16 protein-coding genes and 1 tRNA gene are annotated in these 19,886 nt (G+C 60.1%); 6 read left to right on the top strand and 11 right to left on the bottom strand.

Going from position 1 to position 19,886, the window contains the following annotated elements:
* Positions 1-5: 5 nt before the first annotated feature.
* From HJB91_RS11660 to HJB91_RS11640, 5 genes are all read right to left on the bottom strand, one after another.
* A complete protein-coding gene (locus HJB91_RS11660; protein ID WP_221146172.1) occupies positions 6-1,649 on the bottom strand; it encodes an ABC transporter substrate-binding protein in 1,644 nt (547 codons plus the stop codon).
* Between the two features lie 100 nt (positions 1,650-1,749).
* Positions 1,750-2,808 carry a dipeptidase gene (locus HJB91_RS11655; RefSeq protein WP_210632671.1) on the bottom strand — a complete coding sequence of 353 codons (1,059 nt, stop codon included), beginning with the start codon at positions 2,806-2,808 and terminating at the stop codon, positions 1,750-1,752.
* Between the two features lie 160 nt (positions 2,809-2,968).
* Positions 2,969-3,994 carry an ABC transporter permease gene (locus HJB91_RS11650; protein WP_064805578.1) on the bottom strand — a complete coding sequence of 342 codons (1,026 nt, stop codon included), beginning with the start codon at positions 3,992-3,994 and terminating at the stop codon, positions 2,969-2,971.
* A gap of 34 nt (positions 3,995-4,028) precedes the next feature.
* The gene (locus HJB91_RS11645; protein WP_221146170.1) at positions 4,029-5,570 is read right to left on the bottom strand and encodes a sugar ABC transporter ATP-binding protein; all 1,542 of its coding nucleotides are present in this window, start codon (positions 5,568-5,570) and stop codon (positions 4,029-4,031) included.
* Between the two features lie 69 nt (positions 5,571-5,639).
* Positions 5,640-6,569, bottom strand: coding sequence for a sugar ABC transporter substrate-binding protein (locus HJB91_RS11640; RefSeq protein WP_221146168.1), 930 nt, complete (start codon positions 6,567-6,569; stop codon positions 5,640-5,642).
* 365 nt (positions 6,570-6,934) lie between these two features.
* Here HJB91_RS11640 and HJB91_RS11635 point away from each other — a divergent pair, with 365 nt between their 5' ends.
* Complete coding sequence (locus HJB91_RS11635) at positions 6,935-7,432, top strand: DUF1993 family protein (protein WP_221122924.1); 498 nt, start codon at positions 6,935-6,937, stop codon at positions 7,430-7,432.
* 96 nt (positions 7,433-7,528) lie between these two features.
* On the opposite strand, the gene HJB91_RS11630 is transcribed toward HJB91_RS11635, so the two are convergent.
* On the bottom strand, positions 7,529-9,091 hold the full coding sequence (locus tag HJB91_RS11630) for an alkaline phosphatase family protein (protein WP_221146166.1): 1,563 nt from the start codon (positions 9,089-9,091) through the stop codon (positions 7,529-7,531).
* Positions 9,069-10,052: a UDP-glucose 4-epimerase GalE gene (galE, locus tag HJB91_RS11625; RefSeq protein ID WP_210632666.1), complete on the bottom strand. Its 984-nt coding sequence runs from the start codon at positions 10,050-10,052 to the stop codon at positions 9,069-9,071. The genes HJB91_RS11630 and galE overlap by 23 nt, the downstream gene beginning before the upstream one ends.
* A 245-nt stretch (positions 10,053-10,297) precedes the next feature.
* Between galE and HJB91_RS11620 the strand changes: the two genes are divergently transcribed.
* Complete coding sequence (locus HJB91_RS11620) at positions 10,298-10,942, top strand: ThuA domain-containing protein (protein ID WP_221146151.1); 645 nt, start codon at positions 10,298-10,300, stop codon at positions 10,940-10,942.
* A gap of 63 nt (positions 10,943-11,005) precedes the next feature.
* On the opposite strand, the gene HJB91_RS11615 is transcribed toward HJB91_RS11620, so the two are convergent.
* The 3 genes from HJB91_RS11615 to HJB91_RS11605 form a co-directional block, all read right to left on the bottom strand.
* Positions 11,006-11,260: a DUF2934 domain-containing protein gene (locus HJB91_RS11615; protein ID WP_210632664.1), complete on the bottom strand. Its 255-nt coding sequence runs from the start codon at positions 11,258-11,260 to the stop codon at positions 11,006-11,008.
* 221 nt (positions 11,261-11,481) lie between these two features.
* The gene (locus tag HJB91_RS11610; protein WP_221154879.1) at positions 11,482-12,894 is read right to left on the bottom strand and encodes an RtcB family protein; all 1,413 of its coding nucleotides are present in this window, start codon (positions 12,892-12,894) and stop codon (positions 11,482-11,484) included.
* 585 nt (positions 12,895-13,479) lie between these two features.
* A complete protein-coding gene (locus tag HJB91_RS11605; RefSeq protein WP_221146149.1) occupies positions 13,480-15,033 on the bottom strand; it encodes a TROVE domain-containing protein in 1,554 nt (517 codons plus the stop codon).
* A gap of 211 nt (positions 15,034-15,244) precedes the next feature.
* On the opposite strand from HJB91_RS11605, the gene rtcR reads away from it, so the two are divergent.
* From rtcR to HJB91_RS11590, 3 genes are read left to right on the top strand one after another with little or no spacing between them, the layout of a single operon-like run.
* On the top strand, positions 15,245-16,891 hold the full coding sequence (gene rtcR, locus HJB91_RS11600; RefSeq protein ID WP_221122951.1) for an RNA repair transcriptional activator RtcR: 1,647 nt from the start codon (positions 15,245-15,247) through the stop codon (positions 16,889-16,891).
* Positions 16,892-16,936: 45 nt separating this feature from the next.
* Positions 16,937-18,373: a DUF6880 family protein gene (locus HJB91_RS11595; protein WP_221146147.1), complete on the top strand. Its 1,437-nt coding sequence runs from the start codon at positions 16,937-16,939 to the stop codon at positions 18,371-18,373.
* A 36-nt stretch (positions 18,374-18,409) separates the two neighbouring features.
* The gene (locus HJB91_RS11590; protein ID WP_221146145.1) at positions 18,410-18,970 is read left to right on the top strand and encodes a thioredoxin domain-containing protein; all 561 of its coding nucleotides are present in this window, start codon (positions 18,410-18,412) and stop codon (positions 18,968-18,970) included.
* Between the two features lie 53 nt (positions 18,971-19,023).
* On the opposite strand, the gene HJB91_RS11585 is transcribed toward HJB91_RS11590, so the two are convergent.
* Positions 19,024-19,098, bottom strand: a tRNA-Gly gene (locus HJB91_RS11585).
* Positions 19,099-19,355: 257 nt separating this feature from the next.
* On the opposite strand from HJB91_RS11585, the gene HJB91_RS11580 reads away from it, so the two are divergent.
* On the top strand, positions 19,356-19,865 hold the full coding sequence (locus HJB91_RS11580; RefSeq protein ID WP_221154788.1) for a prolyl-tRNA synthetase associated domain-containing protein: 510 nt from the start codon (positions 19,356-19,358) through the stop codon (positions 19,863-19,865).
* The last annotated feature ends 21 nt before the right edge of the window (positions 19,866-19,886 follow it).

The raw sequence follows: 19,886 nt of genomic DNA, 5'->3' as shown, positions 1-19,886 counted from the left end.
CCGGATTATTCCTTGGCGATCGGACCGACGAAGTTGGTGTCGAAGCTCGGACCCAACTTGAAGTCCTTCAGATTCTTCCGGTAGCCGGCGACCTCGGTCTGCTGGAAAATGATGACGAAGGGGCTGTTGGCAAGGAACTTCTTCTGGACGTCCTGATACATTGCCGCGCGCTTGGCGCCGTCGCGTTCAAGGAGAGCTGCCTTTGTCTGCTTGTCGAGTTCCGGCGCCTCCCAGGTGTTGCGCCAGGCGAGCGTCTTGACTGTGCCGGCATCGGAGTTGTCCGGATTGCTGGTGAAGGTGTCGGCATTGGAGTTCGGATCGAAGTAATCCGAGCCCCAGTTGCCGATATAGATGTCATGGGTGCGGGCGCGATATTTGGTCAGCGTCTGCTTGCCGTCGCCGGGGATGATTTCCAGCTTGACGCCGGCCTGCGCCAGAGTCTGCTGCATGGATTCGGCAATACCTGTCACCGGCTGCGTATTGCGCACGTCCATCGTCACCGAGAAGCCGTCCGGAACGCCAGCCTTGGCAAGCAGCTCCTTGGCCTTGGCGACGTCAAGCTTGTAGGGGTTCTCGTCGAGCGCGCCGAGTTGGCCTTTCGGCAGGAAGGTCTGATGGATTTCGCCGATCCCCTTGATCAGGGTTGCGCCGATTGCATCATAGTCGACCAGATACTTAAAAGCCTCCTGAACCTCGGGTTTCTTCAGATTCTCGTTCTTGTTGTTCAGGCTGACGTAGTAGATCGTGCCTTTCGGTGCACTGGTCGTTGCGAGATCGGCATTCTTGGAAACGGCGTCGATGTCGCCCGGCTCGAGATTGCGGGCGATATCGATATCACCGGCTTCGAGTGCCAGCCGCTGGGCCGAACTTTCCTTCATATAGCGGTAGATGACGCGGTTGAGCTTCGGCTTATCGCCGTAATAGTTGTCGTTGCGCTCCAGCACGACGACTTCATTGGCGCGCCATTCGCGCAGCTTGAAGGCGCCGGAGCCGGCATAGCCGGTCTTCAACCATTCATTGCCGAAATCGTTGTCGTATTTGTGCTCGGCATCCGGCGTCACCGCCTTCACATGTTCCAGCACCAGCTTCTTGTCGACGACGGAGGCGACCGTCGCCGTCAGGCAGTTGAGCACGAAGCTCGGCGCATAGGCCTTGTCGACCGTGAAGACGAAGGTATTGGCGTCAGCGGCCTTGGCCTTTTCGGTGACATTGTCGCCGGTCAGGCCGAACTGGGTGAGGATGAAGGCCGGGCTCTTGTCGAGCTTGACGGCGCGCTCGAACGACCAGGCGACGTCTTCGGCGGTAATCGGATTTCCGGAGGCGAATTTGAGACCTGGCTTCAGCTTGAACGTATAGGTGAGGCCGTCATCCGAGACGCTCCAGCTCTCGGCAAGATCACCCTTCACCTTGGAGGTGTCGGCGAGATCGAGGCGGACGAGCAGGCTGTAGCTGTTGCTGGTGATCTCCGCCGTCGAAAGCTCGAAAGCCTCGCCGGGATCCATGGTGATGATGTCGTCGATGGCAAAACCCTCGACCAGCGTGTCCTTGGGCGTTTCGGCAAAGGCGACGGGTGCCGTCATCATTAGAAGCGAAAGGGCGGCTCCTGCGGAAAGCAGGCGAAAATTGCGGCTGAGCTTGGTGATCATCATGGTCTGTTCCCCTGTTCTTGATTGACTACGAAGCGTTTTGTCGGTCATATCCCATTAAAACTATTGTCCGTTTTCAGTGCGTCCAGAGCCGCGCAGCGCTTTAGGCGTCGTCCTCCCGCCAAGCTTGCGCCAGAATACGAAGCCAATTTTCACGGGCAAGTTTCGTCAGATCGGCCTCACCATATCCAACCTCCCGGAGAGCGGCAATCAGCTTCTGATTGCCGGCCGCGTCGCCGATTTCTTCCGGAATGGTTGCGCCGTCGAAGTCCGATCCGAGGCCAACGCAATCGATGCCGATGCGGTTCACCAGATAGTCGATGTGGCGGATCATATCGGCAAGCGGTGTGTCGCTGTCCGAGCGGCCGTCGGGACGCAGCATGGCGGTGGCATAGTTGATGCCGACGAGCCCGCGGCTTTCGCGGATCGCATCGAGCTGCCTATCCGTCAGGTTGCGCGCGACCGGCGTCAGTGCATGGGCGTTGGAATGGCTGGCGACCAGCGGCTGTTCCGTCGTTTTGGCCACGTCCCAGAAACCCTTCTCGGTGATATGGGCAAGGTCGATCAGGATGCCGAGGCGATTGCATTCCCGGACCAGCGCGAAGCCGGCATCGGTCAGGCCGGGGGCTGTGTCCGGCGACATCGGGAAGGCGAAGGGCACGCCGTAGCCGAAGACATTGTGCCGGCTCCAGACCGGCCCGAGCGACCGCAGACCCGCCGCATAGAACACTTCGAGCGCCGAAAGATCGGCACCGATCGCCTCGCAGCCCTCCATATGCATGACGGCGGCAAAGATACCGTCCTCCATGGCGCTGCGGATGTCCTTCACCGTCCGGCAGAGCCGCCAGGCGCCTGCCTGATCGAGCCGCAGCGCAATCGCCGCCATTTCGGTGGCGATGGCGAGGGACGGCAGCGGATCGAGAGGGGCCGCCATCGGCGTGATGTAGCGGCCATCGGCATCCGGATCGGCGAACACAAGATCGCCCGAAGGAATGTAGATGGCGCAGAGGCCGCCGGAAAGACCGCCCTCTTTCGCCCGGCGCGCATCGATATGGCCGGTCGTCGTGCCATCTGCGAACTCCGCGATCGGGTCACTGCCGTCTTTTGAATGTGTCCAGAGTCGAAGGAGAACGTCGTTGTGGCCGTCAAATACGAATTGCATCTGTCTTCCTGCGCTGCCCGAGGCGGGCGTATGACGTGGCAGAATAGAAAAGCTGGCGGGATTCGCCACCTCTTTTTTTTTGGTCATCGGCATCGTGGAGCATCACCAGAGGAAACGGGGGCCGAAGCCCCCGTCAAAACTCGGATCGTACTGGCGGAGCTCAATGCTTGCGGCGCTTCTTCTGCCTGTAGACGTCGATGACGACGGCCGCGACGATGATGAAGCCCTTAACGATCTCCTGATAATAAGCGTCGATCCTGAGGAAGGTGAAGCCCGAGGTCATGACGCCGAGAATGATGGTTCCGATGACGGTGCCGGTGATGCGCCCGACGCCGCCGGTGAGCGATGTGCCGCCGATGACGGTCGCAGCGATCGCGTCCAACTCATATCCGACGCCCATGCTTGCCTGCGCTGTTTCCGCGCGTGCCGCCGTGACGATGCCGGCGAGACCAGCGAGCAATCCAGCGATCACATAGACTTTGACGAGGTGCGCTTCGATGTTGATACCGGAAACGCGGGCCGCCTGAGGGTTCGCGCCGATGGCGTAGGTGAACTTTCCATAGCGGGTGTAGCGCAGCGCGATATGGAAGATCAGTGCAACGACGAGGAAGACGACAACCGGCCACGCCTTCGTTCCAATAAAATGAAACTGCTCGGTGATACCGGAAACCGGCTGCCCCTTCGTATACCACTTGGCAACACCTCTGGCGGAAACGAACATGCCAAGCGTTGCAATGAACGGCGGGATCTTCGTATAGGCGATGAGCGCGCCGTTCGCCAGACCCGCCGCCGCTCCGATCAGCAGGCCGATCATGATGGGCACGAGCGCCGGAAGATCGGTCAGCGAAGGGAAGACGGCCCGCCCCCAGGTGGAGGACTGGGCGAAACTGGTTGCGATCATCGCCGTCATGCCGACGACGGAGCCCGATGACAGATCGATACCGCCTGTTATGATGACCTGCGTGACGCCGACGGCGATAATGCCGATGACGGAGACCTGCAGGATCATGATTGTCAGGCGCTGCGAATTCATCAGGAAGCTTTGGCCGATGAACATCCAGCCGAGCGCTTCATAGATGAGCGCGATGCCGACAAGCACCAGGAAGATGCTGAGTTCCGGCGGCATACGCCGCCGTCTCTGCCGGGTTGCGAGCGGGGCCGTACCCTCTGCTGCCTTGGTACTCATATCAAACCTCCCTTAGGCGATCTCAAGCTGCGCATTACCGCGCAGCCAGCTCCATCACCTTGATCTGCGTTGCTTCATCGCGATTGAGGAAACCGGTCACCAGGCCCTCATGCATGACCATGATGCGGTCGCTCATGCCGAGAACCTCGGGCATTTCGGATGAGATCATGATAACCGCCACGCCGTTTCGCGCCATTTCCGTGACCAGCCGATGAATTTCCGCCTTGGCGCCGACATCGATGCCGCGCGTCGGCTCATCGAGAATCAGGATCTTCGGATGGGTGAGCAGCCAGCGCCCGATCAGCACTTTCTGCTGATTGCCGCCCGAAAGGTTTTCCACCCGCTCATAAAGATTGGGGGTTTTCACGCGCAGCCTTTTCGCCATGTCTTCGCAGGTCGCCTCGAGTGCTCCCTGCTGCACGAAACCACCCTTGACAAATTTGTCCTGCAGGACGGCGATCTGCATGTTTTCCAGAATATCCAGGATCAACAGGCAGCCGGTGTCTTTGCGATCCTCCGTCAGGAATGCCATCTGGTGACGGATGGCCTCGGTCGGTGAGGAAATCGTCACCGGCTTGCCGAACAGTTCGATCGTGCCGGAGCTTGCCGGCGTCACGCCGAACAGCGTTTCGGCGACATTCGACCGTCCGGAGCCGACGAGGCCGGCCACACCGAGAATCTCGCCGGCCCTGACCTCGAAGGAAACATTGCGGAAGACGCCCTTGAGACAGAGGTCCTTGACGGAGAGCACGACCTCGCCGATCGGCACCTCTTCCTTCGGAAACATCTGAGTGATCTCGCGCCCGACCATCATGCGGATGATGTCGTCGCGGGTGACGTCGGTCGAGGCATGCGTGCCGATATATCGGCCATCGCGGAAGACGGAAAACTCGTCGGCGATCTCGAAAAGCTCGTTCATCTTGTGGGTGATGTAGACGATGCCGATGCCCTGGGACCTGAGATCGCGGATGATGCGGAAAAGATGCTCGACCTCACGCTCGGTCAGCGCCGAAGTGGGCTCGTCCATGATGAGGACGTCGGAATTACAGGAGACCGCCTTGGCGATCTCGACCATCTGCCGGTTGGCGACCGAGAGATGGCGGACTTCGATATCGGGATCGATATCAATATTGAGCCGGGCAAACAGCTCCTCGGTCATGCTGTGCATCACGCCATGGTCAATGAAACCGAAGCGGTTCTTCGGTTCGCGGCGGATCCAGATATTTTCAGCGACGGTCATGAACGGCATCAGGTTCAGCTCCTGATGGATCATGGCGATACCGTTCTCCAGCGCATCGAGCGGAGATTTCAGCTGGATCTCGACCCCTTTGAGGCGAATATCGCCTTTATCGGGCGTATAGATGCCGGCGAGAATCTTCATCAATGTCGATTTGCCGGCGCCGTTTTCGCCCATCAGCGCATGCACGGAGGCGCGCTTTAGCCGGAACTGCACGTCATCGAGTGCGACGACGCCGGGAAACTCCTTGCGAACGCCCTCGGCGCTCAAGAGAAACTCCGCATTCGGAACGGCGCCGCTCGCACGCACGGCTGCCATGGTTGTCGGACTGACGGCCATATCATCTCCTCCGGATACGGACAGGCTGAAAGGATGCGGGCAGAGCCCGCATCCCGCTTGGCACTTACCTCAGTTCTTGGTGACGAAGTCCTTGACGTTTTCGGGCGTGACGAGCTGGAAGGGAATGTAGACCTTCTTCTCGGTCTTTTCGCCCTTGGCAATCTTGAGCGCCGTATCGAGCGCGCCCTTGCCCTGGCCGGCCGCGTCCTGGAACACGGTCACATCGAGGTCACCTGCCTGCATGGCGGCAAGCGCGTCCTGCGTGGCGTCGACACCGCCGATAACGACCTTGCTCATGTCCTTGCCGGCTGCCTTCAGCGCCTGGATGGCGCCGATCGCCATTTCGTCGTTGTTGGAGATCACCGCGTCGAACTCGATGCCGCTCGAGAGCCAGTTGGTCATCAGGTCGGCGCCCTGGGTACGGTCCCAGTTGGCCGTCTGCTCTTCGACGATCTCAAGGCCCTTGCATTCATCGGTCTTGATGACGTCGTGGACATCCTGGGTGCGCATGCGGGCAGCTTGGTTGGAAAGCTCGCCCATGATGACGACGGCCTTGCCCTTACCACCGAGAATGCGGCAGATTTCCTTGGTTTCCAGCGTGCCGGATTCCTGCTCGTTGGAAGCGACGAAGGCCTGCTTTTCCGGAAGCGTGTCGACGTTGACCGGCTGGCGGTTGACGTAAACCAGCGGAATGCCGGCATCAGCCGCAAGCTTCGACATCGCCGTCGTCGCATCGGTATCGACAGGGTTGACGATGATTGCATCGACCTTGGAGGCGATGAAATTCTGGATCTGGCTCTGCTGCTTGGAAACGTCGTTCTGCGCGTCTTCGACCTGCAGCGTGACGCCATCAAGCGTTTTGGCATAATCGGTCATACCGTTGCGCAGAACGGTCAGGAAGTTGTCGTCGAACTTCGCCATCGACACGCCAACCGTCTCCGCGTGGGCGGCCGTCGCCATGACGAGCGCCATCGCAGTGCCCAGGATAAACTTTTTCATTTTTACTTCCTCCACAAAGCGGTGCCCGGCTACACCCTCCTCACGCCGGAGCTCCGGGCATCTGCCCTGAAGCCGCAATTTGCTGCGCCGCCTCTCCCGCGGCGTTCCGAAAACGGAACAAACAAACCGTAAAATTTGTTATGCGGAATATTCATTCCATTTTCTAGGAACGACGTCAAGCCTCTCTTTAGCGGCACTCGGGATATTGATGGGGCAATGCATGGGAATTGCGCGGCACACGCGTTCGGCGGCATTGCGCACGAAGTGGGCAGCCTCCATCTATGGGAAGTCGAAGACAGGCTCACAGCTGCAGGCCCTTCGACATCCGCCGCGGCCGCCCATTGAAGATTTTGGAGACAGGACTGATGTCCATTTCGATCTATCGCCTTACCGTTCCGATGTTCCAGCGCGGCCTCGCCAGCCTGAAGACCTATCTCGACAAGGCTGAAGCCTATGCGAAGGAAAAGAATATCGATCCCGCCATACTCGTCTCCGCTCGGCTTGCGCCCGACATGCTGTCGCTCGCCGGCCAATATCAGCGGGCCAGCGACAGCGCCAAGTTCACGCTCGCTCGCCTGACCGCAACCGAAGCGCCGAAGTTCGAAGATAACGAGACGACGATCGAGCAGTTGCGCGAGCGCCTGGCAAAGACCGAGACCTATCTCGCCACCTTTTCGGCGCAAGCGCTGGAGGGCGCGGAAAGCCGCCAGATCACGCTGCCGGGCAAGAGCGGCATCGTGCTGCCGGGTGACGAATATATCACCACCTTCGCCCTGCCGAACTTCTACTTTCACGTCGCCACCGCCCACGCCATCCTGCGCAACCAGGGCGCACCGATCGGCAAGCGCGACTATCTCGGTTGATTCAAGGCAAATTCCAGCAAAGGCGCACAGCGGATCTTGCTGGGATTGCGTAAAAATAACCGGGCGTTGCGGTCATTCGAAGAAGACGGAAATGCCCTACCGGGGTCGATGCGTCACCGGCCCCTTTTCCGTCAGCTCGGTATAGGCAAGCGTCTGGTCGAGATGCCGCGCTCTCAGCGAGAGCAACTTCTCGGCATATTGAAGCCGGATCGCCGCATAGGCCGGATCCGCCGCGACGTCGTCGAGTTCCATCGGATCATCGCTGAGATTGAAGAGCAGCGGCGGCAGTGCGGCAAAATGCACATATTTGAACCGATCGTCGCGGATCACGGCGAGATTGCATTGGTTCGGCCTCAGCCCGAAATGCCGTTCTGCCTCACCTTTGGCAATGTCGCGGAAATCGAATTCCCAGAATATCGCATCGCGCCAGCCTTCCGAGCGCCCGCCCATGATGAACGGCATCAGCGACCGGCCGTCGAGCCCGTTCTTTGCCTCGATGCCGAGCCTTTCGCAAAGCGTGGGAAAAATATCCGCAGCGCCGGTGAAATCGTCAACGATCCTGCCGGCCGCAACGTTTGCGGGATCGCGGATTATCAGCGGGATATGATAGCTGCCATCGAAGAAGCCGCCCTTGCCGAGCGTCCAATGATCTCCCGCCATCTCCGCATGGTCCGAGGTGAAGATGATCAGTGTATCGTCCCAGGCGCCTGCATCCTTCAGCGCTTGCCAGACCCTGCCGAGCTGCGCATCGACCTCTGAGATCATCCCGTAATAAATCGCCCGGATCGCCGCCAAGTCCTCGCCGCTCCAGGCGCTGAGCGGCCCCTGCGCCCCGTGAATGAAGCTGCCCTTGTCGGAGAGCTGCATGGCATAGGCGAGATAGGGATGAGCCCGCTGTTCTGCTTCGCGATTTTCCGCTCGCGCAAAGGCCGGTCCGTCATCCGGCTTGTACATCCGGTTGAACGGCGCCGGCACGGAAAATGGCGGGTGCGGGCGCAGGAAAGAGACATGCGCAAACCACGGCCGGTCCTGTTCGCCCATCCAGCGAATGAACTCGTCGGCCAGGAAGGCGGTCTGGGTCTCATCGCTGGAATAGGCTGGCGCCGCATCGGAAATTTCGCCGGCATCAGCACCGACGGGGATATGGATGTCGCGGCTGACGGCATTCAAATGGCCACGGGACCTGAGCCATGAGAGCCATTGCCGCTCATGTTCGGGCAGGAGTTGGCGAGCGGTAAAACCCGGCAACACGCCTTCATAGGTGGTCAGATGCGGGTCAGCCGCATCCATGCCGCGTGGATCGGGCGCCGTGTCGGTATAACCGAACAGCGTCGGGTCGTATCCCGCCCGCCGGGCCGCCAGCGCCAGATTGTCGAAGCGAGCGTCGAGCGGCGAACCATTGCGGCAGACCCGATGGTTCATCTGATAAAGGCCGGTATAGACCGTGGCCCGGGCCGGCGAGCAGGGGGCTGCCCCGGCATAATGCTGCCGGAAGAGCGTGCCTTCGCGCGCCAGTGCATCGATGTGAGGTGTTTTCACACAAGCATGACCGACCGCCGACAGGCAGTCGCCACGCCATTGGTCCGCGGTGATCAGCAGAACATTGGGCCGGCGGAGCTTCTCAAGGCTTTTTGGCTCAATGCTGGTTGGATTTTGCATGCCAATTCCAGGCGGAACGGATGATCTCGGACAGATCATACTGCGGCACCCAGCCGAGCACGTCGCGCGCCTTGTCGTTGTTGGCGACCAGCGTATGCGAATCCCCTTCGCGCCGGCCGATATATTCGACCGGGAAGGGCCGGTTCGACACGTCCTCGATCGCGCCCAGCAATTCCCTGACCGTCGTGCCCGTGCCGGTGCCGAGGTTGAGTGAGACGGAATCGCCGCCCTTCAGCAGATATTCGACGGCGCGCACATGCGCATCGGCAAGATCCAGCACATGGATGTAGTCGCGCACGCAGGTGCCATCGCGCGTCTCGTAGTCGCTGCCGAACACCTTGAAACCCTGGCGACGACCGAGTGCGGCGTCGATTGCCAAGGGAATCGCATGGGTTTCCGGCTGGTGCCATTCGCCGATCCGACCTTCGAAATCAGCACCGGCCGCATTGAAATAACGAAGCACCACTGAGCGCAGGCCCTTGTACTGGTCGTAATCGGCAAGCGCCTGTTCGACGATATATTTGGTACGACCATAGGGATTGATCGGCACCTGCCGGTGCGTCTCGTCGAGCGGCACGCTCTGCGGCAGTCCATAGGTGGCGCAGGTGGAGGAGAAGACGAAGGCATTGATGCCGGCCGCCTGCGCCGCCGAAAGCAGCGTCAAAGTGCCAATGACGTTGTTTTCATAGAAGGAAACAGGATCCTTGACCGATTCCCCGACCTCGATCAGCGCCGCGAAGTGGAGGATGGCCGCCGGCTTGTGCTTGGCCATCACCTCGTCCAGCCGGGCACGATCGCGAATGTCGCCCTCTTCCGCCGGCCCCCATTTGACGAACTCGCGATGGCCGTTTGAAAAATTATCGAAGACGACAGGCCTATAGCCCTTGTTCGCCAGGTCGAGGCACGTATGCGAGCCGATATAACCGGCGCCGCCGACCACAAGAACCGTTTCACCTGCCATGCACCACCCTTAATGATCAGTGAGAGATGGAAGAAACCTAGACGAGATAGACGTCAATAAAAAGAAGGAACTGCGATTAGCAGGAGCTGACAATACGTCAAATGCCGAAACTGGCGGTTTGCGATTTGGCCGAAACGGCGAAGTCGATCAATTATTCGCGTGATTTGCACGACCGCCCGATTTAAGCGGCTTGTATCATCGGGCGATGATCACCGATCCGCAGCAATCAGCCAGGGAGAACGGGAATGAGGAAGGCATTGATCGTCTGGGGCGGCTGGCCGGGCCACGAGCCGGAACAATGCGCCCATATCGTCGCCGATCTCCTGCGCGAGGACGATTTTGCCGTGGAGGTGACCGGCGATCTCGGGATATTCGGGTCTCCGACCCTGGCCAAGGCGGATCTGCTGGTGCCCATCATCACCGGCGGAACGCTGGAAAAGCCCCATGCTAGCGCCCTGGTCGAGGCCGTACGTGGAGGTCTCGGACTCGCCGGCCATCACGGCTCGCTCGCCACCTCCTTCAAGGAAAGCGCGCCTTTCCGCTACGTCTCCGGCGTCACCTGGGTCGCCCATCCCGGCAACATCATCGATTTCCGTGTCGCCGTCACCCGCCAGGACGATCCTGTCATGGAGGGCATTCCTGACTTCGACTACCGTTCGGAGCAATATTATCTGCATTATGATCCGACGGTCGAAATCCTTGCGACCACCACTTTCACCGGCGCCTACGATCCGGCGGCGCGCAATGTGGTGATGCCCGTCGTCTTCAAACGCCATTTCGGCGCCGGCCGCATCTTCTATTCCGCTCTCGGCCATGTCGCCGCCGAGTTCGACCATCCCTATATGCCGCTCATCCTGCGGCGCGGCCTCGGCTGGGCTGCCCGCCAATAGTATCAGGACGACACATCGCTGCACTCGGGCGGGGTGAGTGCTTCAATTTGACAGGAAAAGATTTTAACGCGCCGCTTTCAGCTGCAGGTCGTTCTCGACCGCGGCGACCGCCCCATCACAGACCCGCATCAGCCGCCCGGCCGCCTTCAGCTTCTCGATGAGATCGTTCCCATCGGGCGATGCCTTCGTCAATTCCAGTTGCTCGAATTCCTTGAGCGCTTGCGCCCAGTGGCTTTCCCCACGCCCATCCGGCCTGCCTTCCGATTCCCACAGCGAATAAGCGCGCTGGCTGACCCAGACGTCCCTATTGTGACTCATAACAAACCCCAGCCGAAAAATTGGAAGCAAATAACGATAGTCGACAAGGTGCCAAACCCGGCTTTAGGAGTCGTTACGACGCAGCGTTATTTTTTAGATAATACGAGGAAATGCCAATACTTAGGTCCTGATAAAGTAATATGAATCGACGACGGAATCGCCCCCACATATTGCTGCGGCCCTTGCCGATACGGCAAAGGCCGCAGCATTGTCGGAGGCAATCAGCGACGTTCCCGTTTGCGACGCCAGGGTGCATCCTTCTGCCAGTCGCCGGCCATGATGCTTCCATACGGAATGACCTCGTCGACCACCTCGGCCAGACCGTAATGCTCGATCTGGGCACGCACGTTGGCGGCGGACTTGTAGGCACTCGGCAGTTCCGAGGCGTCGGCAAAGCCCGAGAAGAAGCGAACGTCCAGGCCCGCGGTCTCCTTTTCCAGGATCTCCGCCAGATTGTTCGGGCTCAGGCCGCGGGCATCGGCGCCATATTCTTCCGCCAGGCGCCGCATATGGGCGCTGCGCGAAAAATTACGGCCGGCGCCATGCGGCGAGAATCCGAGGCCATGGGCGGCGTTGGAGCCGCGGACGATCAGGATCGGTTCCGCCATGTTGAGCGGAATGATCGTCAGATCGGTCGCATCCTCGGCCCATTTGTCGAAGGCCGGCGTCGCTCCCTTGCCGTGATAGAAGAGGCCGTCCGATTTCCGGAAAACGAAATTGTGCTCGTTCCAGAAACGATCGGCCACCTTCGCCGAGAGTGCCTCTGCCGCCATGTCATGGACGATATAGTGGTTTTCCCTCGTCCACTGCCGGATGGTCTGCAGAGCCGACCAGTAGAGGTCGCCCTCTTCGGTGTCGGCGGGAATCCATGCATTGTCCCGCAGGGTTTCCGGCGAGATCTGCTCGCGGAAGCGGTTCGCGGCCTTCATGCCCTTGTCGTAGAGCCGGGCACCCGGCGCACGCGACCCATGATGGGTGACGAGTGCGGTCTCGCCGGTCGATCTCATCGTCCCGACATAGGCGAAGTGGTTGCCGTCGCCCTGCGTGCCGAAATGTTCGATGCCGGCGCTCAGCGCTCCGTCGCGCAGAAACGGGTTCTGCTGGAAGGCAGATAGCGTCGCTTCGGAAGGCTTGATCTGCGCACCGCGCGGGCGGCCCCCGGGACCGAAATGCGTCACTGCATGCACCGCATCGAGAAGCGATTTCGGATCGACGTCCGGGAAGATCGAGATCGCCATGGAGCAGCAGATGTCAGCCGAGTGCATGCCCGGATGGATCGCCTCCGATGCCACGACGCCGCCAACCAGAATGGTGCCGATCGGCCCGGCCGGGCAAGCATCCGGCATGATTGCCGCAGCCCGGATGACCGGCGTGCGCGCAAGCGCCCGCATCGTCGCGTTGACCTTCTCGACATTGTCCTGCTCGAAGGGGTTATCGGCGCGGATATTGGAATAGATCTCGATATCGTTATCCGCCCTCAAGGCGAGCGTCGGCGCCGGTTGAAAGGCCCTTGCCGCTTCGAGGGCCTCTGCGGCCGAACCGCCTTGGCTCAAAATCCTGTTGGCCGCGTCGAGAGCCGGGCGAAACCACTTGCCCTGGCTCATGCCTGCGTCGATCAGATCCTGTCCGCTCATGATCTCGGTCATCTTCTTTTCTGCGTCTGCAGTCCTTCTTCTTCGTTGCGTTTCGGGTCTCGCCTGGGCGACGATTTCCCGGAGACCTTCTTTCCTGTCGTCGTGCCGGCGTTCACCGGACATTTTTGCAGCGGCGACAAAGGTGGACGAAACCTGCGTGGCCCCGCTCGTGCCAGAGAGCGCCGCCAAGGACCGGAGTCGAACCGGTCGGGCCACCTCAACACGGAGGCTGTAGTTCCGTCCGGCATTCGCCGCTGCGATTTCGGTCATGGCGACAAGTCTTGAGGAAACATCTTGCGCATCCTCCTCCCTCGCGGATTCGGGCGGCAAGGCGGGCCTTGAACCCGCGCCCTTTCGGGTTACCGATGTAGTTTCCCCGGCATTCGCCATATGTTTTGTACGTCATTCCATTGGTCCGTGACGACGAGATATGGTGGAACACCCGCTCTATCCGCTGAGCTACGAGTCCTTGTTTTTGGGGGACCCGACGGGATTCGAACCCGCGACCTGGAGAGTGACAGTCTGTAGTTCCATCCGGCATTCGTCACGGTGCCTCGCGCCGTTCACTGGCGGCGCGAAGCTTTTTCAAAGATCAGTCGCCTCGATCCTGCGAACCCAATCGCCCGGACCGGACTTGCCGGCTGCGAAACTGGTGATGGCTCCGCAGACGCCATCCGAGAAGCCGCCGATGTTCAGCACGTCCTCTGCCTTGGCCGGAGTCTGGACGTAAGGCTGGATGTCGAGGCAGACCAGCTTTGCAGCCGGGTTCAGCCTCTTGAGCCGCGCCCATTCGACCATCATCCCTGTCGCCTGGCCGTGTCCCCGCGCATCCATCCAGGACTGGTTGTCCGAGACGAAGAGCACGAGGTCCACCGCCGCCTTCTCCTTTGCGAGCAGCCGCAGCGGTGCAGAACAGTTCGTTCCGCCGCCGCCCACCGCCGCGAGCTTCGCCGCGTTGGTCATCACGCTGTCGCGCCCGTTCAGCTGGACGTTCACGACGTCCTGTTCGAAGGGGATGATACGCGTCCGCCGGTTGCGGCGCAGGAACGACGCAGCCACGAGTGCTGCGACATCGATGCAGCGGACGGCTGATGTCGCGCCCTTCCGGTAACCGGTGACGGGGGACGACATGGAGCCGGAGACATCCGGGCAGACCACGACATTGCCGCCGATCGTCGGTACGCTGGAGATTGCCACCTCCATCGCATCCTGCAGAGCATCCGCAACGACAGCCGGAACGGACTGGTTCGCCATATGCCACGCGACCATCAACTGGTAGGGGAAGACGCGCGCCTTCCGCACCGCTTCCGGATCGGCGATCCGCGCAGCAAGCCGTTCGGCCATGCCATCCACCTCGAACACCCCGTTTCGGGCAAAGGTGTTGAGGTTCTGGCGCACCATCTGCCACGAGCCCTTCAAGGCGATTTCCGACCACTGCTCCTTGCTGAGACCCAGCGAGGTCAGCATCTGGAACGGCACGGGCGGCAGCGGCAAGCTGCTATCCCGCTTGAACGCTTCGAACGCTTTTACCTCAGCCGGCAATGCTGCGACATCATACGGCTTGCCGACTGCCCAGGCGTAGAGCGCCTGACGCTCCGCGTCTCGCGGCTTTGGATGTACCATCCGGATCACATCAGGCAGCGACGGATCATTGCCGACCATCGCATGCAGGAACTGTTCCGTAGTTACCCGGTCGAACCAGGCCTGCACCATCTTCTTCGGCCGCGTCCCGAGCGATTTCCGGCCCGTCACACCCGACCGCATGACCTGCACGAAGCCGCGCAGCATCTTGCCGCTCTTCACGACACGCGGAAAAGCCCGCGCAAAGGCATCGCTTTCGAGGCTCGAAAGCATAGCCAGCAGCATGACCGGCATGTCCTTCATATGGCCTTTCTCCGCCGCATGGATCGCAAGCTTTGCCAGGAATTCTGGCTCGACCTCCGCCGCAAGCTGCCTCACGGCATCGAGCTGCTCTCCTGCATCTGCATAGAAAATGTCGCTGAACGTTCCGGTAACGGCATATTGCGCCAGGGCTTCGCGCGGCGACAGGGCATAGGCTGCTGCGCCTTCGTGGTTGGTCGTCGTCGTGCCGGCGAGCAGCTTTCCGAAATAGGGTTTGAAGATTGCCTTGTTCACCATGGCAGCACCTCTTTGATTTGGTTCTGCCGAATACAATTCAAGTGGCGTGCCAGTTTCTAAAATCCGCGACAAGCCTCCGCGAATTCGTTCATAAAGATTTGATTTTTAATAGTAAAAAATTAGCAGAGAATTTCTGCCCTGCAAATTGCCAAGTTCGAGAAAGCGGAATAATCTATCTGATTATCTACGGCTTTATAATTTTGGATAAATCATGAAGCGCCGGGTCGCCATCAGCATTCTTGGAACGACCCTCGACGTGGGCCGGCGTGAAGACCGATGGACGCGCTGGCGGCCGAACGTCGGCCTTTGCCAACAGGCCGGTCTTTTCATCGATCGGCTGGAACTGATCCACGACAACCATTCAGACTGGCTGGCCAAGACCGTAATCAGGGATATCGAGACGATTTCGCCCGCGACGGAGGTTCGCCAGCGCATCATCAATCTGCGCGACCCCTGGGACTTTTCCGAAGTCTATACGAGCCTCAGGGATTTTGCCCGGGACTACAGTTTCGATCCCGAGGCCGAAGACTATCTCGTCAACATCACCACCGGCACCCATGTCGCCCAGATCTGCTGGTTCCTCCTGACCGAAGCGCGCATCATCCCCGGCAGGTTGCTGCAGCTTTCTCCGCCGCGCGAGCGCGAGCCGGGACAGGATTTCGCGGGAACCCATCGCATCATCGATCTTGATCTCTCGCGCTATGACGAAATCGCCAAGCGCTTCGCATCCGAACAGGCCGACGCCGCCTCGTTTCTGAAATCCGGCATTTCGACGCGAAATCCCGCCTTCAATCGCATGATCGACGAGATCGAGCGCGTTGTCATTCGCTCTACTGCCCCGGTCCTGCTGACCGGCCCGACCGGCGCAGGAAAATCCCAGCTTGCCAAGCGGATCTACGAACTCAAGAAGGCCGAGCGAAAAGTCAGCGGTCCCTTCGTCGAGGTTAACTGCGCAACGCTGCGCGGGGATCACGCCATGTCGGCGCTTTTCGGCCATGTCAAAGGCGCCTTCACCGGCGCCGCAGGCGAACGGCCTGGCCTCATGAAGTCGGCGGACAAGGGCGTGCTCTTTCTCGACGAGATCGGTGAACTGGGCCTCGATGAACAGGCCATGTGCTTGCGGGCGATTGAGGAAAAGCGCTTTCTGCCAGTCGGTGCGGACCGCGAAGTTTCCGCCGACTTCCAGCTTCTGGCGGGCACCAATCGCGATCTCGGCGACGCCGTCCGTCGCGGCCGATTCCGCGAGGATCTCTTTGCCCGGCTCAATCTATGGACTTTCCAGCTGCCGGCCTTGCGCGAGCGCAGGGAGGATATCGAGCCCAATCTTGATTTCGAACTTCGGCGTTTCCTTGAGCGTGAAGGGCAGAACGTCACCTTCAACAAGGAAGCGCGAAGCCGCTATCTCACGTTTGCAACCGGCGCGGAGGCCCTCTGGAGCGCGAATTTCCGCGACTTGTCCGCTTCCGTCACGCGCATGGCGACGCTTGCGCCTCAAGGCCGAATCACGGTGGAGGTCGCCGACGACGAGATCCGACGCCTGAAGGCCGCCTGGCGCGGCTCATCGGGACGCCAATCCTCCGACGACATCCTGATCGATCTGCTCGGCGAAGACGCCACTGCCCGCCTCGATCGTTTCGACGCCGTTCAACTCGCCGCCGTCCTTAGCACCTGCCGGGAGCATGCCAGTGCCAGCGCCGCGGGCCGGGCGCTGTTTGCAAATTCGCGCCTGGAAAAGAAGAGCAGCAACGACGCCGATCGCCTTGCCAAATATCTGGCGCGCTTTGAACTGAAATTCGAAGATGTACGGAAACCGCATCGGGATTACCGCAACGCCTCCCCGCTCGGCGCCTTGGACTGATGTGAACGCTGAGATACTGTCGGGCTGAAACGATAGAGTTGATCCATGGCAGCAAAGACGACACTCAACGCAAAGAATCTGGAGGCCCTCGGCGCGCAGCGTCTCGCCGAACTGCTGATCGAAATCAGCACCGGCAGCGCCGCCCACAAACGGCGGCTTCGAATGGAGCTTGCCGGCAATCATGGTGGTGCGGAAGTGGCCCGTGAGGTGCGGAAACGTCTCGCCAGCATTGCGCGAGCCCGCACCGTCATCGAATGGCATAAGGTGAAGGCTGTTAACGCCGACCTCGAAACGCAGCGGTCCGCGATCGTCACTGTCGTCGCTGCCGACGATCCGAAGGAAGCGTTCGATCTTATCTGGCAATTCCTTGCTGTCGCCGACACGATATTAGCGCGGTCCAACAGCGGCGACAGCGCGTTCATCGAGACGTTCCATCAGGCATGCGCCGATGCCGGCGTCATCGCCAGCTCCGCTTGTATCGGTATCGATGTCCTTGCCGACAGGATCTTTACTGCGCTGCAGGATAACGACTACGGCCAATATGATCCGCTGATCGCCGAGATGGTTCCGGCGCTGGGCAAGGACGGCCTTGAACGTTTGAAGAGCCTCCTGGTGCGATGGTCGAACGAACCGGAGGAGAAGCCTGCCGACGCAGACCGGGAGATTTTCGGCTGGGGCGGCAAGGGGCCGATTTACAAGGACGAGATCTACACCAATCATCGGCAACGGAGGGCACGCATCGCTCTGCAGGAAATTGCCGATGCACAGAATGATGTCGATGCCTTCATCGCCCAGCAGCCGGAAGAGACGTTAAGGGCGCCGATGGTCGCAGCCGAGATTGCCGACCGTTTGCTTTTAGCTGGACGCGCGGAGGAAGCATTGGAGATTTTGGACGCCGCCGATCACAGGGAGCGGTTCGAACTGCCTTTTGAATGGCAGCACGCCCGCGTCAAAGCCCTCGACGTCCTGGGGCGGGGGGAAGAAGCGCGGTCCTATCAATGGCAATGCTTCGAGCAGTCGCTGAATGGCGAGCACCTTCGCGCTTTCCTGCGAAGGCTCGCCGACTTCGACGATATCGAGGCCGAGGAGAAGGCATTCGCCTTTGCACACCGCTTTCCGGACGTTCATCGAGCCCTTGCCTTTTTTCTCACCTGGCCCGCACCTGCCGAGGCAGCAAAACTGATATCCGGGCGCCAGGCCGAATTGAACGGCGACCTCTACGAGCTGATGACACCAGCGGCCGAGATGCTGCAGGAGAAATTCCCGCTCGCAGCAACCGTGGTGCTACGGTCGATGATCGGCTTCGCCCTCGATGAAGGCCGATCCAGCCGCTACAGGCATGCCGCGCGCCATCTGGCGGTATGCGCGTCGCTCGCGCCTCATATCGACGATTTCGGCAACGCCCGACCTCATGACACCTACGTCGCCGAATTGAAGCGTCAACATGGAAAAAAGCATGGTTTCTGGAGCTTGATCCGTTAGTTGCATACCCGATTCACGAACGGAAAGGACATCGTCATGACCGATACTTCGTGGCACGCAGATCCCCTGAGTTGGGGCAATGGCCCACGCATATTCGAAGCCTTCCTCGAACCGACGGACCCTTATTCCGCCAGGGCATTCAACAAGCTGGACACCCTTCTCGATCAGGCGGGCGAAAACAGGATCACGGTGAAAATTCGCCTACAGTCGCAGCCTTGGCATATGTATTCCGGCGTGATCGTCCGCTGCATTATCGCAGCCTCGACCCTGGAAGGCGGCAAGGAGACGGCGAAGAAGGTCATGGCCGCCGTCGCCGCGCATCGGGAGGAATTCGAATTCGATCATCACGCCGGCGGCCCGAACATGGACGTCACGCCAAATCAGATCATCGAGCGTCTGGAGGGCTATAGCGGCGTGGAGCTGAAGGACGCCTTCGCAATCCCGGATCTCGACCGGGAGATCAAATGGCAGTGCAGATATGCCCGGCAAAACGGCGTCCACGTCTCGCCGACCTTCATGATCAACGGGCTGGTGCAGGCGGACGTGAGCAGTGGCGATGAGGTCGATACCTGGGTGAAGAAGGTACTGAGCCGATGACGCCGGCTATGCTGACGCCCGGAAAACGATAAGCACTGCTATTTCGGAGAAACTGGAGCGGGCGAAGGGATTCGAACCCTCGACCCCAACCTTGGCAAGGTTGTGCTCTACCCCTGAGCTACACCCGCTCAACCCGCATCGGTCCGGGGTAGTCGTTGGACCGTGGGCGCCGCCTCGTGGCGACGGGCGCTATATGGCCTAACGGATTTTCAAATGCAACAGGGAAATGACGCAGAGTCGAAGAAAAATTTTGGCGCCCGGCCAGGCGGCGGGGAAAGGCCGCAAAACTGGGGGCAGAGCGTCGGTTGCGAAGATTGCCAAACATTGTGGACGGACTTAATCAGGACGCCTCGACTTTCCTTATCCTCATTCGACGGATCGCCCGATGTCCGAAAATACCCCCAAGACAAGAGAAGAATTGTTCGCCTTCCTCGACGGACTAGGGATCGCTTACAAGACGGTCGATCATGCGCCGGTCTTTACCGTGGCCGAATCGGTTGCGCTGCGCGATGAAATCCCCGGCGGCCACACCAAGAATCTGTTCATCAGGGACAAGAAGGACCGGTATTTTCTGCTGACGGTGGAGGAGAATGCCGAGGTCGACCTCAAGGAGGTTCACACCATCATCGGCGGGTCCGGCAGGGTCTCCTTCGGCAGGGCGGAGAAGCTCATGGAGTATCTGGGAGTCATTCCGGGCGCGGTCACCGCCTTCGGCGCGATCAACGATACCGCAGGAAACGTCACCTTCGTGCTCGATGCCGATCTGATGGAAGAGGAGATCGTCAACTGCCATCCGCTCTCCAACGATGCGACGACATCGATTGCGAGCGGTGACCTCGTTCGTTTTATGGAAGCGACCGGACATAAGCCGCTTGTCTTGAAAGTGACGTCCTGACATACGATTTTAGCGCTACAA

Source organism: Rhizobium sp. NLR10b, from assembly GCF_019685435.1.
In the GTDB taxonomy this organism is placed as follows: Bacteria; Pseudomonadota; Alphaproteobacteria; order Rhizobiales; family Rhizobiaceae; genus Rhizobium.
Note: the sequence above shows the minus strand (reverse complement) of the source record. Positions and strands in the feature narration are given on the sequence as shown.

Coding starts and splice junctions, on each gene's coding strand:
- HJB91_RS11660 (WP_221146172.1), bottom strand. CDS start 1,649: ATGATGATCACCAAGCTCAGCCGCAATTTTCGCCTGCTTTCCGCAGGA.
- HJB91_RS11655 (WP_210632671.1), bottom strand. CDS start 2,808: ATGCAATTCGTATTTGACGGCCACAACGACGTTCTCCTTCGACTCTGG.
- HJB91_RS11650 (WP_064805578.1), bottom strand. CDS start 3,994: ATGAGTACCAAGGCAGCAGAGGGTACGGCCCCGCTCGCAACCCGGCAG.
- HJB91_RS11645 (WP_221146170.1), bottom strand. CDS start 5,570: ATGGCCGTCAGTCCGACAACCATGGCAGCCGTGCGTGCGAGCGGCGCC.
- HJB91_RS11640 (WP_221146168.1), bottom strand. CDS start 6,569: ATGAAAAAGTTTATCCTGGGCACTGCGATGGCGCTCGTCATGGCGACG.
- HJB91_RS11635 (WP_221122924.1), top strand. CDS start 6,935: ATGTCCATTTCGATCTATCGCCTTACCGTTCCGATGTTCCAGCGCGGC.
- HJB91_RS11630 (WP_221146166.1), bottom strand. CDS start 9,091: ATGCAAAATCCAACCAGCATTGAGCCAAAAAGCCTTGAGAAGCTCCGC.
- galE (WP_210632666.1), bottom strand. CDS start 10,052: ATGGCAGGTGAAACGGTTCTTGTGGTCGGCGGCGCCGGTTATATCGGC.
- HJB91_RS11620 (WP_221146151.1), top strand. CDS start 10,298: ATGAGGAAGGCATTGATCGTCTGGGGCGGCTGGCCGGGCCACGAGCCG.
- HJB91_RS11615 (WP_210632664.1), bottom strand. CDS start 11,260: ATGAGTCACAATAGGGACGTCTGGGTCAGCCAGCGCGCTTATTCGCTG.
- HJB91_RS11610 (WP_221154879.1), bottom strand. CDS start 12,894: ATGAGCGGACAGGATCTGATCGACGCAGGCATGAGCCAGGGCAAGTGG.
- HJB91_RS11605 (WP_221146149.1), bottom strand. CDS start 15,033: ATGGTGAACAAGGCAATCTTCAAACCCTATTTCGGAAAGCTGCTCGCC.
- rtcR (WP_221122951.1), top strand. CDS start 15,245: ATGAAGCGCCGGGTCGCCATCAGCATTCTTGGAACGACCCTCGACGTG.
- HJB91_RS11595 (WP_221146147.1), top strand. CDS start 16,937: ATGGCAGCAAAGACGACACTCAACGCAAAGAATCTGGAGGCCCTCGGC.
- HJB91_RS11590 (WP_221146145.1), top strand. CDS start 18,410: ATGACCGATACTTCGTGGCACGCAGATCCCCTGAGTTGGGGCAATGGC.
- HJB91_RS11580 (WP_221154788.1), top strand. CDS start 19,356: ATGTCCGAAAATACCCCCAAGACAAGAGAAGAATTGTTCGCCTTCCTC.